Here is an 11,716-nt window from a genome sequence, read left to right as displayed (position 1 = left end):
CGAGTGAGCCGGCGTGACCTCAAGGGTGCCGAGCCGCGCCCGACAGCCGGCATCGTCGCGCCGTCGCGCCGCGAGGTCCGTCCCGAGATCCAGGCCTTGCGCGCCCTCGCGGTGCTCGCGGTCGTCGGCAACCACTTCTGGCCGGGACTCGTGCACGGCGGGTTCATCGGCGTCGACATCTTCTTCGTGATCTCGGGCTTCCTCATCACAGGACACCTCATCCGAGAGTCGACGCGCAGCGGCCGCATCCGGCTCGGCGCATTCTGGGCTCGCCGCGCGCGGCGCCTGCTCCCCGCGAGCCTCCTCGTGCTGCTCGCCTCCCTCGTCATCACGGCCGTCGCGCTCCCCGTGAGCAGTTGGCAGAACGTCATGCGGCACGTCGGCGCCGCCGCGCTCTACGTCGAGAACTGGGCGCTCGCCGCAGACGCGACCGACTACTTCGCCTCGGCGGCCTCGCCCTCGCCCGTGACTCACTACTGGTCGCTCTCGGCCGAGGAGCAGTTCTACATCGTCTGGCCGCTCATCATCATCGGCGCGATCGTGCTCGCCGCCCGGCTCGCCGCCCGGCGCGAGAGGGTCGTGGCGATCGTGCTCGGTGTCGTGGTCGCCGCCTCGTTCGCGTTCTCGATCTGGTGGACGGCCGCGGACCCCCTCGCGGCCTACTTCATCACGCCGACGCGTGCGTGGGAGTTCGGCGTCGGCGGCCTGCTCGCCCTGGTGCCCGCAGCCGTCGTCCCGTCGGCACGCGCACGCACGGTGCTCGCGTGGGCCGCGTGGGTCGTCCTCGTCGGATGCGTCCTGATCTATCGCGACACCCTGCCCTTCCCCGGGTGGGTCGCGGCGCTCCCCGTCGTCGCGACCGCGGCCGTCATCTGGTCCGGCACTTCGGGGACCCGCTTCGCCCCCGATCGTCTCGTGAGTCTTCGCCCGGTGCAGTGGGTCGGCGACATCTCGTACTCCCTCTATCTCTGGCACTGGCCGCTCGTCATCCTGCTCCTCGCGGTCATCCCGCAGGCGGGAACGGTCTACAAGCTCGCGCTCCTCGTCGTGGCGCTCGTGCTCTCCGCCGTGACCAAGCGCTTCGTCGAGGACCCCTTCCGCGCGGCGCCGTGGCTGCAGGGCGGCGTCCGTACCCTCGTCGCATCGGTCGCGACGATGGCCCTCGTGGTCGGCGCCGCCGGGGGCGTGTGGCTGTCGGTGCAGCAGCGGTTCGAGTCGGTCACCGCGCAGCTCGAGCAGGAGCTCGACAGCGGCGCGGCGTGCTTCGGCGCCGCGGCCACGGCGGCCGACGCGGACTGCGCGGATCCGCACCTTCTCACCTTCCCCGACTCGGTGCTCGTCAACGCGGTCAACACCCGCAACGTGGTGCCGAACGGCGACACCTGCCAGCAGGACCGCGACATCGACGCGATCCTCGAGTGCACGTTCGGCGCGCCGGAGGACCGGGCGACGACGCGGGTCGCGCTCGTGGGCGACTCCCACGCCGGTCACTGGTCGAGCGCTCTGGGCGCGGTCGCCGCGGAGCGCGGGTGGCGGGTCGACATGATCGCGAAATCGTCGTGCGCCTTCAACGCCTCCGACGGGCTCAGCGCCGTGTTCTATCCCGCGGGCGCCGAGAGCTGCCGGGCGTGGAACGACGCCGTGCTGCAGCGCATCGTCGCCGACCCGGAGATCTCGATCGTGTTCACCTCGAGCATCAGCCGCGAGTACACGGTGGACGGGGGAGCCCCGGCCGACACCCACGAGGCGCAGGCGGCGGGCTACCGCGAGACCTGGGCGGCGCTCGCGGAGGCGGGCAAGACGGTGGTCGTGCTCGCCGACCTTCCGCAGATGGGCGTGGGTGACATCCCCGAGTGCGTCGCGAAGGCGCGCTCGACGGTCGACCCGTGCACGGCCGACGCGGCCACGGCGCTCACCACCGACCCGCTGCTCGCCGCGGCCGAGGGTCAGGAGGGGGTGCTGCCCCTCGACCTGACGGGTCACTTCTGCGACGCGGAGCTGTGCCACTCGGTCATCGGCGGGTTCGTCGCGTACGGGGACGCGAACCACATGTCGAGCTTCTTCGCCCGCTCGATCGCGCCGTTCCTCGCGAGCGCCGTGCGCGATCTCCCCTGACTCCCGGGCTCAGGACCCGGTATCCGAAACGGGGGCGGGCGGCGGCACGCGCGAGAGCGCGGTGCGCCAGCTGAGCTCCTGCGAGGCCTTCACGCAGCAGATCACGAACACGAGCCAGCCGAACTCGACGAGGATCGAGCTCTCCATGAGCGACACGAGGATGAGCGCGATGAGCACGAGCGCCGGCCACGCGTAGATGATGCTGCGGCGGCGACCCGCGAGCAGCCACGAGCGCGCGAACGCGAGCCCCACCATCCCGACGAAGATCACGAGGCCGATGGCGCCGACCTGGAAGAGCACGTCGTAGAACGCGTTGAGCGCCGAGCCCGGCGGCTTGTCGGATGACGTGGTGATGGCCGAGTACGGCGCCACGTCGGGATGCCAGCGGCCCGTCCAGCCCCACCCCTGCAGCCAGCTGCCGCCGAGGAACTCGAGCATCTTGTTCCACACCCGCAGGCGGTAGTCGAGCTGCCCGCCGGCGTTCGTGATCGAGATGATGCGAGCGCGGAAGAACCACGCGAGGGCGAGCAGCACGACAGCCGCCCCGAGCAGGATGAACTGCCAGCGCTGCCGACGCTCGGGCCGCACGCGGCGCACTCCGTAGAGCACCGCCGCGGCGACGAACACGACCCCTGCCGTGATGAGGATGACGGGGGAGCGGGTGAGCGCGATGCAGAGCCCCGCGGCCGTGAGCGACAGGATGCCCGTGAGCCGGTTCACGGATCGCGTGCGCAGCTCGGTCGCGAAGCTGATGGCCGCGATGATCGCGACGACGCCGAGCTGGTTGCGGGTCTGCAGGATGCCGGAGATCGGCCCCAGCTCGGCGATGCGGGCCCCGACGCTCAGGTAGGGGATGGGGATGTCGATGATGAGCCCCGCGAAGAGCTCGATGCCGAGCGAGAGGCCGAGCACCCAGCGCAGAGCGTCGCCCATCGAGCGCACGATCTGGATGGTGTCGCGCGTGAAGGCGATGAAGAGGGCGACCGCGGTCACGGCATAGAGGTACGCGAGTCCGCCCGCCGTCACCCACTGGTACGAGCTCCACACGATCGAGAGCGTGGCCCAGCCGAGGTAGGCGAGCATCGAGATGGGCGGCACGACGATGCCTTCGATCTCGTCGCGCCGGGCGATCAGCACGAGCCCCATGACGAGCACGAGCACCGACAGCGCGCCGAGGTAGCCCGCCCATCCGGTGAGCCGGATCCACAGGTAGCTCGTGGCGATGAGCAGGATGCCGGTCGTGACGAGCGCCGCCGAGAGCGGGCGCGAGCGCAGGAACCCCAGCCAGGGGTCGAGCAGCCGGGGCCCGTCGGACGTCATCGCGACGCGCGCCCCACGATCTGGGTCGGGTCGGGCCGGTCGTCGCGCACGGTGTCGGGCCACGCCGTCTTGATGAGGATGATGACGAGCAGCACCCACCCGAGCTCGACGATGAGGCGGCTCTCGGCGAGGCTCTGGGTCAGCAGGCCCGCGAGCAGCACGAGGGGGAGAGCGGATGCCGGCCAGCGCAGCCCGTGCCCTTCGCTGCGCTCCCCGCGCACGTCGATTGCGAGGAGCCAGCTGCGAGCGACGGCCGTCGCGACGAGCGCGCCGAACGCGATGAGCCCGAGGATGCCGAGCTGCAGGAAGACGTCGAGCCACGCGTTGTGGGCCTGCAGGTAGGTGACGCCGCGGATGACGACGAGGTCGTCGAACGGCTCGACCCACGGCGCCCAGTAGCTCACCCAGCCCCATCCCGCGGCTGGACGCTCGGAGGCGAGCGCCCACACGCTGTCCCAGATCTCGAGCCGGTAGGTGAGGTCGCTGCGCTTGCCGAGCAGCGCGAGCAGCGGGGCGCGGAACACGATCGCGATCGTGACGAGCGCGGCGGCGCCGAGCGCTCCGCCGAGGTAGGTCGCGAGCCGGGCCCGGCCGCTCGTGCGCCGCACGAGCACGACGTAGGCCCCGACGAGCACCATGACGCCGAGCGCGACGAGCGCGGTCGAGGAGCGCGTGAGGGCGATCATCGCGACCGCGACGACGATCCACACCCAGCCCCAGATCGGGGAGCCCTTGCGCAGCGCGAGGCGCAGGGCGAAGAGCACGAGCGCGAGGACCGACAGCATCCCGAGGATGTTGGAGTTGCCGACGATGCCCTGGATGCGTCCGCCCTCGAAGAGCAGGTTGCGCGACCAGTAGAACGCGTTGGGGATTTTCTCGAGGTGGCTGTAGTCGACCCAGAAGGGCAGGAGCTTCTCGCGGATGACGACCGAGACGAAGAGCTCGAAGAGCAGCGAGAGACCGAGCACCCAGCGCAGCGCGGCGGTCAGCATGCCGCGCACCTCGTCCCAGCGGTAGCAGCTCGCGAGGAACCCGGCGCCGACGGTCGTCGCGAGCGTCGCGAGCACCCCGAGCACGGATGCGCCGGGGTACGCCGACCAGATGATCGACGCGGTGCACAGGGCGAGGAAGGCGATGAGCGTGATCGGCAGGCGTCGCACGTCGACGCGTCCGCGCACGAGCTCGACGATGGCGAGCACGAGCAGGATGCCCGTGATCGCGCCCCAGCCCCACCATCCGAGCAGGTGGCGCCAGAACTCGCCGGCCGCGAGGGTGAAGAAGGCGAGGATGCCGAGCGCGCGCTGGTACACGCTCGCCGTCTTCATGCGTTCAGGCTAGCGGTTGGGTGGGCGCGGTTCCCGAGCCTCGCGCGGTCGCGCCGGTCGCCCGAGGCGGCGGTAACAGTCCAGCTTCCCCGCCTAGGCTTTCCCCATGCCCGAGCGCTACACCCTCGGCCACCACGAGAGCGTGCTGCGCTCCCACCGGTGGCGCACCGCCGCGAACTCCGCCGCCTACCTCGTGCCGCACCTGCGCGAGGGCATGAACGTGCTCGACGTGGGCGCGGGCCCCGGCACGATCACGGTCGACCTCGCGCGCCTCGTGTACCCGGGCAAGGTCATCGGCATCGACGCCTCGGAGGCAGTCGTGGCGGAGGCCTCCCGCCTCGCCGAGGCGCAGGGTGTCGACAACGTCGAGTTCCGCGTGGCCGACGCCTACGCGCCCGGCTTCGACGACGGCTCGTTCGACGTCGTGCACGCGCACCAGGTGCTGCAGCACCTCGGCCGCCCCGTCGAGGCACTGCGAGCGTGGCGCGGACTCGTCTCGCCCGATGGCATCGTCGCGGCGCGCGACTGCGACTACGTCGGCTCGATCGTCTTCCCCGACTCGGAGGGCCTCGACGCGTGGCGCGACACCTACGTGCGCCTCTCGCGCCACAACGGCGGCAACCCGGATGCGGGGCGTCGCCTCAAGTCGTGGGCGCAGGAGGCGGGCTTCACCGAGGTCGAGGCGGGCGCATCCGTCTGGTGCTGGACGGATCAGCCGACGCGCGACTGGTGGGGCGGGCTGTGGGCCGACCGCGCCGTCGAGTCGGAGTACGCCTCGGGCGTGCTCGCGACCGGCATCGGCGACCGAGCAGCCCTCGACCTCGTGCGCGAGGGCTGGCTCGGGTGGCGGGACGACGACAGCGGCTGGATGGTCATGCCGCACGGCGAGATCCTCGCGCGGGGCTAGCCTGTAGCATCGCAGGATGCCGCACCCGACCCCGGTGGCCGAGGGAACCCGCGCGCCTGCAGCGTCCGTGTACTACTACGCCCGCGAGGCCACCCGCCGCCTTCTCGAATCCTCCACTCCTCGCGTGTACCTCTACGGCAGCTACGAGGGCTACAACAACTTCGGCGACATCCTGCAACTGAAGAACACGATCGCGTTCCATCGGGCCGATGGGCGGTTCGAGGTCGTGGCGATGGTCGCCCTCGAGTCGGTCATCGATGCCGACTACACGCTGGCTCTGGAGCGCTGGCTCGGCGTGGAGCACGTGCTCTACACGAGCTTCGACGCGATGGACGCGAGCCTCATGGGGCTCGAGGCAGTGAGTCGCGTCGCGCGGGGCGGCGCGATGCATCTGTACGGCGGTGGCCATCTGAACGCCATGTGGGGCGCACGGCATGTGCGGATCATCCGCGACCTCATCGAGACCGTCGGGGTCGAGAACTACCTGCTCTCGGGTATCCAACTCGACGCCGACATCCTCCCCGAGCTCTGCAGCATCTTCTCCGTCCTCCCGCCCGGTCTCATCGGGCTGCGTGACCATCCGAGCCTGGAGCTCGTTCGCGGGACCCCGTTCGCGGACGCCGCACGGTTCTCGTTCGACGACACGATCGAGACCATGAAGCCATGGGCGGATGCGCTCGCCGCCGTCCGCTCGGCGAAGCCGACAGCGTTCGCGCTTCACCTGAACACGACGGCGGAGTACACCGCGAGCCGGGAGCAGCACGATCAGGCCCGCAACCTCGTCGGCCAGGTGCAGGCTGCTCGCCCGGATCACGATGTCGTCGTGCTCCATGCGTATGACGACGTGCGCGAGGTCATCCGTGATTCGTTGCCCTCGCTCAAGGGCTTCGATGCCTTCTTCCCGTTCGACTCCTACGCGGTCGCGGACCTCGCGCGCATGGCTCTGCAGCTCGCGCCGGGCGAGGTTCGCGGTCGGGGCGCCTTCGACGTCGAGTTCGGGATCACCTCGTCCTACCACACGGCGCTCTTCCTCACGCTGCAGGGGGTGCCGACGCGCATCATCTCCCTGAACGACTACTACCGACAGAAGTCGACCATCTTCGGCCCGGCGGTCGACCTCGAACTGTTCCTCGCCGATCCGCGCGCCCATGTCCGCGACTTCGGGCCCGAGCTCGCGGCCCGCGAGGCGTGGATCGACGAGGCCCGCGCGCTCGTCGCCACGTGGGATGACACGCCGCGGTCGCGCCGTGTGAGCCTGGAAGCGGCCCGTCCCGTGACCCGCAGGCCTCGTCGCCGTCCGTGGCGGAAGGTCGTCGTCGAGCCGCTCTGGCAGTTCACAGGGCGGCAGTAGGGCGGCATCCGCGGGGGCGCGACCGCTCGACCGACGAACGTCAGACGAACGCGGCCTTGCCCGTCAACGCGCGGCCCACGATGAGGGTGTTCATCTCGCGCGTGCCCTCGTAGGAGTACAGCGCCTCGGCGTCGTTGAAGAACCGCGCCGCGTCGTAGTCGAGCACGATGCCGTTGCCGCCCATGACCTCGCGGGCGCGCGCGACGACCTCGCGCATCCGGCTCGTCGCGTAGGCCTTCGCGAGGGCCGCGTGCTCGTCCTTCTGGGTGCCCTCGTCGAGCATCTCCGAGACGCGCGTGCACATCGCGATCGAGGCGGTGATGCCGCCGATCATCTCGGCGAGGTGCTGCTGCACGAGCTGGTGGGATGCGATGGGCTTGCCGAACTGGATGCGCTCCTGCGTGTAGGCGAGGGCGGCCTCGTAGGCGCCGATCGCGACGCCGACGGCCGCCCACGCCACCTCGGCGCGCGTGAGCCGCAGCACGGCGGCGGTGTCGCGGAACGAGTTCGCGTTCTGCAGGCGCAGGCTCTCGGGCACGCGCACGTCGTCGAGCACGATGTCGGCGTTCTGCACGATGCGGAGGGCCTGCTTGCGCTCGATCTTGGTGGCCGTGTAGCCGGGCGTCGCGGTCGGCACGATGAAGCCCTTGACCTGGCCGTCGGCGGTGTCCTTCGCCCAGATGACGACGATGTCGCTGAAGGTGGCGTTGCCGATCCAGCGCTTCGCGCCGTTGAGCACCCACTCGTCGCCGTCGCGCGTGGCCGTCGTGCGGAGGCCCTGCGCCGAGTCGGAGCCCGAGAGCGGCTCGGTGAGGCCGAACGCGCCGATGACGGAGCCGTCGGCGAGCTTCGGCAGCCACTCGGCGCGCTGCTCGGGCGAGCCGCACACGCCGATCGCGCCGAGCGCGAGGCCGTTCTGCACGCCCACGTAGGTGGCGACGGATGCGTCGACGCGCGCGAGCTCGAGCGCGGCCCAGCCGCGGTAGACGGCGGAGTTCTCGAAGCTCTTCGTCTCGTCCCACTGCATGCCGAAGACGGGCTGCTGGTGGAATGCGGGAAGGATCTCCTTCGGGAACTCGGCGCGATCCCAGTAGTCGTTCACGAGGGGCTTGACGTCGGCCTCGAGCCAGGCGCGGAGGCCCGCGAGCGCCTCGCGCTCGGTCTCGGTGAGCTTCGTCTCGAAGCCGTAGAAGTCGCTGGCGAGCTGCGAGAAGGACATGCGGGTCACTCCCTTGTTCCGGATGGGCATCCGCCGGTCGGGTCGCCGTGTCGGATGCGGGCATCCGGAGCCTACGGGCGGGCTAGGGGCGTGTCCAAAGCGGTTGGTAGTTTGAACCAATCCGTCTGCCGAGGGGAGGCTCCATGTTCGTGCCGATCACCAACACGCCGCGCGGCTACGCGTGGGGGTCGACGACCGCGATCGCGGAGTTGCTCGGTCGGCAGCCGACCGGTCAGCCGGAGGCCGAGCTGTGGCTCGGCGCGCATCCGGGCTCGCCCGCGGAGGTCGTGGGCAAGGAGCGCAGCCTCCTCGACGTCGTCGACGGGCGCCTCCCGTTCCTCATGAAGGTGCTCGCGGCGGCGTCCCCGCTCTCGCTGCAGGCGCATCCGACGCCCGCCCAGGCGGCCGAGGGCTTCGCGCGTGAGAACGCCGCGGGGGTGCCGCTCGACGCGCCCGAGCGCAACTACAAAGACGCGTTCCACAAGCCCGAGATCATCTACGCCCTCTCCGACCCGTTCCGCGCCCTGTCGGGTTTCCGACCGGTCGCCGAGACGCGCGCCGTGCTCGCGCCCGTCGCCGACGATCCGCGCATCGCGCCGCTCCTCGACCGGCTGACCGACGACGGTGCGCTGCGCGACGTGTTCTCGTGGCTCATCGGGCGCGGGGAGGGCGTCGTCGACCTCGTGGACGCGGTCGTCGAGGCCTCGGCCATCGCCGACGGGCCGAGCTGGCAGACGGTCCGCACCCTCGCCGACCACTACCCGGGCGACCCCGGAATCGCGATCTCGCTCCTGCTGCACACGGTCGAGCTGCGCCCGGGCGAGGTGCTCTACCTGCCAGCGGGCAACATCCACGCCTACCTCGAGGGCCTCGGCATCGAGCTCATGGCCGCGAGCGACAACGTGCTGCGCGGGGGCCTCACACCGAAGCACGTCGACGTGCCGGAGCTGCTGCGGGTGCTCGACTTCCGCCCTCTCCCGGCGCCCTACCTGCACCCCCACGAACCCGAGCCGGGTGTGCACGTCTTCCGCCCCAACGTGCCCGACTTCGCGCTCACGGTGATCGAACCGGATGCCGCGGCGCGCGGTGTCGAGGTGCGGCTCGAGGGTCCCGCGATCGCGCTCTGCACGGATGGCGACGTCGCCCTCGAGGGCGGGCCGCGTCTCGCGCGCGGCGGCGCGGTCTACGTCGAGGGGGAGACGTGGCTCGGCGTGCGAGGATCCGGAACCGTCTTCGTCGCGAGCGCTGGCGAATCCGGCGAGCGCGCCCCGCACGACGGCAGCGCTCGCCAGTCCGGGTAGCGCTCGCGGTCAGACCGCGACGCGCTCGCCGAACGCGCGACGGTAGGCGGTCGGCGTCGTGCCGAGCACCTTGAGGAAGTGGTGCCGCATGACCGCCGCAGTGCCGAAGCCCGAGCGCTGCGCGATCTGCTCGAGGCCGTCATCCGTCTGCTCGAGCTCCTGCTGCGCCCGCAGGATGCGCTGGCGGTTGAGCCACGCGGCGGGCGTCGTGCCCGTCTCGGCGCGGAAGCGTCGGGCGAAGGTGCGGCTCGACATGAGGGCGCGGCGGGCGAGCTGGTCGACCGTGAGGTCCTGGTCGAGGTTCTCGAGCATCCACTCGATCACGAGCGCGAAGCTGTCGGTGCGGCACTCGGGCACCGGGGTCGGGATGTACTGCGACTGCCCTCCGTCGCGCTGCGGCGGCACGACCATGCGGCGCGCGATGACGTTGGTGGCGGCGGCGCCGTACTCCTCGCGCACGATGTGCAGCGCGGCGTCGATGCCCGCCGCGGTGCCCGCGCCCGTGACGACCTTCCCGTCCTGCACGAAGAGCACGTCGGGGTCGACCTCGGTGTTCGGGAAGTCGCGGGCGAGCCGGTCGGTGTGCATCCAGTGGGTCGTCGCCCGGCGGCCGTCGAGCACGCCCGCCTGGGCGAGCACGAAGGCGCCCGAGCACACGCTCATGACCCATGCCCCGCGCGCCTCGGCCTCGCGGATGACGTCGAGGTAGCGCTCGTCGACGGGGCCGATCGTGTGCGCGGGCACAGCCACGAGGTCGGCGTCGGATGCGATCGAGAGGTCGTTCTCGATGAGCATGTCGAAGCCCATGCTCGTCGGCACGGGACCCGGGTCGGCGGTCGCGATCGCGAACTCGAAGCGCGGGCCGCCCATCTCGCTGCGGTCGATCCCGAAGACCTCGCACACGACCCCGAACTCGAACGGGGCGGTGCCGGGGAGGGCAAGGCACACGACCTTCTTGAGCATCCGGACTCCTTGGCAGTTTTTGTACGACTTGTGTCGATCATGCCACTCGTGACGCTTTTCGCCAAGTCGTAGATTTCCTGCCATGATCCTTCTCATGCTCATCCTCGGCGGCCTCGCCGCGGCGGGCGTCGCCGGAAGCGTCGTCTCCGTCGTGCGCGAGGGGCGCCGCATCCGTCACGCCTGAACAGGGCCACTAGCCTGGAGCCATGACGTGGCTCGTGACCGGCGGTGCCGGCTACATCGGCGCGCACGTGGTGCGCGCACTCCAGGAGGCCGGCCTCGGCGCGGTCGTCGTCGACGACCTCTCGAGCGGCCGACGCAGGTTCGTGACGCCGGGCGTCACCTTCGTCGAGGGGACGATCCTCGACGGCGGACTGCTGCTCGACGTGCTCCGCGAACACCAGGTCACGGGCGTCATCCACGTCGCGGGCTTCAAGTACGCGGGCGTCTCGGTCGAGCGCCCGCTGCACACCTACCAGCAGAACGTGGAGGGCACGCGCGTGCTGCTCGCCGCGATGGCCGAGGCGGGCGTCGACAAGATCGTGTTCTCGTCGTCAGCTGCCGTCTATGGCAACACGGACCAGGACCTTGTGACCGAGGACACCCCGAAGAACCCCACCTCGCCGTACGGCGAGTCGAAGCTCATCGGCGAGTGGCTGCTGCGCGACCAGGGCGTCGCTGCGGGCCTCAAGCACACCTCGCTGCGCTACTTCAACGTCGTCGGCTCGGGCTACCCCGACGTCTACGACGCGAGCCCCCACAACCTCTTCCCGCTCGTGTTCGACGCGCTCGTCGACGGCCGCACGCCGCGCATCTTCGGCGACGACTACCCGACGCCCGACGGCACGAACGTCCGCGACTACCTGCACGTGGCCGACCTCGCGCTCGCGCATGTGGCCGCGGCCCAAGCGCTCGCCGACCGACGGCCCCTCGAGGCCGCATACAACCTCGGCAGCGGCGAGGGCGCATCCGTCCGCCAGATCATGGAGGCGATGGCGCGCGTGACGGGCATCGAGTTCACGCCCGAGATCGCCCCGCGGCGCCCCGGCGACCCTGCCCGCATCGTCGCGTCGGGCGAGCTCGCGGCCCGCGACCTGGACTGGCGGATGCGGCACACGCTCGACGAGATGGTCGCGAGCGCGTGGGCTGCGCGCACGGCGAGTGTCGAGTCCTGATCGAGATCTCGTAGCCCGGCGAGTCGCGACACGCCCGGAC

The 11,716-nt window shown here is 71.0% G+C and carries 9 protein-coding genes; 5 read left to right on the top strand and 4 right to left on the bottom strand.

Annotation, left to right across the window (positions count from 1 at the left end; genetic code table 11):
- Positions 1 to 3 precede the first annotated feature (3 nt).
- The gene (locus H4J02_RS11290) at positions 4 to 2,115 is read left to right on the top strand and encodes an acyltransferase family protein (protein ID WP_187674672.1); all 2,112 of its coding nucleotides are present in this window, start codon (positions 4 to 6) and stop codon (positions 2,113 to 2,115) included.
- A gap of 9 nt (positions 2,116 to 2,124) precedes the next feature.
- Here H4J02_RS11290 and H4J02_RS11285 read toward each other — a convergent pair whose 3' ends face one another.
- A complete protein-coding gene (locus tag H4J02_RS11285; RefSeq protein ID WP_187674671.1) occupies positions 2,125 to 3,435 on the bottom strand; it encodes an O-antigen ligase in 1,311 nt (436 codons plus the stop codon).
- Positions 3,432 to 4,760, bottom strand: coding sequence for an O-antigen ligase (locus H4J02_RS11280; protein WP_187674670.1), 1,329 nt, complete (start codon positions 4,758 to 4,760; stop codon positions 3,432 to 3,434). The genes H4J02_RS11285 and H4J02_RS11280 overlap by 4 nt, the downstream gene beginning before the upstream one ends.
- A gap of 106 nt (positions 4,761 to 4,866) precedes the next feature.
- On the opposite strand from H4J02_RS11280, the gene H4J02_RS11275 reads away from it, so the two are divergent.
- Positions 4,867 to 5,667: a class I SAM-dependent methyltransferase gene (locus H4J02_RS11275; protein WP_187674669.1), complete on the top strand. Its 801-nt coding sequence runs from the start codon at positions 4,867 to 4,869 to the stop codon at positions 5,665 to 5,667.
- A 16-nt stretch (positions 5,668 to 5,683) separates the two neighbouring features.
- Positions 5,684 to 7,018 (top strand): hypothetical protein, encoded by a 1,335-nt coding sequence (locus tag H4J02_RS11270; RefSeq protein WP_187674668.1) that lies wholly within the window; start codon positions 5,684 to 5,686, stop codon positions 7,016 to 7,018.
- Between the two features lie 40 nt (positions 7,019 to 7,058).
- On the opposite strand, the gene H4J02_RS11265 is transcribed toward H4J02_RS11270, so the two are convergent.
- Positions 7,059 to 8,237, bottom strand: coding sequence for an acyl-CoA dehydrogenase family protein (locus H4J02_RS11265; protein WP_187674667.1), 1,179 nt, complete (start codon positions 8,235 to 8,237; stop codon positions 7,059 to 7,061).
- A gap of 143 nt (positions 8,238 to 8,380) precedes the next feature.
- On the opposite strand from H4J02_RS11265, the gene manA reads away from it, so the two are divergent.
- A complete protein-coding gene (gene manA, locus H4J02_RS11260; RefSeq protein WP_187674666.1) occupies positions 8,381 to 9,538 on the top strand; it encodes a mannose-6-phosphate isomerase, class I in 1,158 nt (385 codons plus the stop codon).
- A 9-nt stretch (positions 9,539 to 9,547) separates the two neighbouring features.
- Here the strand turns inward: manA and H4J02_RS11255 are convergent, their stop codons facing one another.
- Positions 9,548 to 10,501 carry a GlxA family transcriptional regulator gene (locus H4J02_RS11255; protein WP_187674665.1) on the bottom strand — a complete coding sequence of 318 codons (954 nt, stop codon included), beginning with the start codon at positions 10,499 to 10,501 and terminating at the stop codon, positions 9,548 to 9,550.
- 206 nt (positions 10,502 to 10,707) lie between these two features.
- Here H4J02_RS11255 and galE point away from each other — a divergent pair, with 206 nt between their 5' ends.
- Entirely contained in the window at positions 10,708 to 11,676 is a 969-nt protein-coding gene (gene galE / locus H4J02_RS11250; RefSeq protein WP_187674664.1) for a UDP-glucose 4-epimerase GalE, read from the top strand.
- Positions 11,677 to 11,716 lie beyond the last annotated feature (40 nt).

It is taken from the genome of Protaetiibacter sp. SSC-01 (assembly GCF_014483895.1).
Classification (GTDB): Bacteria; Actinomycetota; Actinomycetes; order Actinomycetales; family Microbacteriaceae; genus Homoserinibacter.
This window is presented reverse-complemented; position numbering and strand designations above follow the sequence as displayed.

Coding starts and splice junctions, on each gene's coding strand:
- H4J02_RS11285 (WP_187674671.1), bottom strand. CDS start 3,435: ATGACGTCCGACGGGCCCCGGCTGCTCGACCCCTGGCTGGGGTTCCTG.
- H4J02_RS11280 (WP_187674670.1), bottom strand. CDS start 4,760: ATGAAGACGGCGAGCGTGTACCAGCGCGCGCTCGGCATCCTCGCCTTC.
- H4J02_RS11275 (WP_187674669.1), top strand. CDS start 4,867: ATGCCCGAGCGCTACACCCTCGGCCACCACGAGAGCGTGCTGCGCTCC.
- H4J02_RS11270 (WP_187674668.1), top strand. CDS start 5,684: ATGCCGCACCCGACCCCGGTGGCCGAGGGAACCCGCGCGCCTGCAGCG.
- H4J02_RS11265 (WP_187674667.1), bottom strand. CDS start 8,237: ATGTCCTTCTCGCAGCTCGCCAGCGACTTCTACGGCTTCGAGACGAAG.
- manA (WP_187674666.1), top strand. CDS start 8,381: ATGTTCGTGCCGATCACCAACACGCCGCGCGGCTACGCGTGGGGGTCG.
- H4J02_RS11255 (WP_187674665.1), bottom strand. CDS start 10,501: ATGCTCAAGAAGGTCGTGTGCCTTGCCCTCCCCGGCACCGCCCCGTTC.
- galE (WP_187674664.1), top strand. CDS start 10,708: ATGACGTGGCTCGTGACCGGCGGTGCCGGCTACATCGGCGCGCACGTG.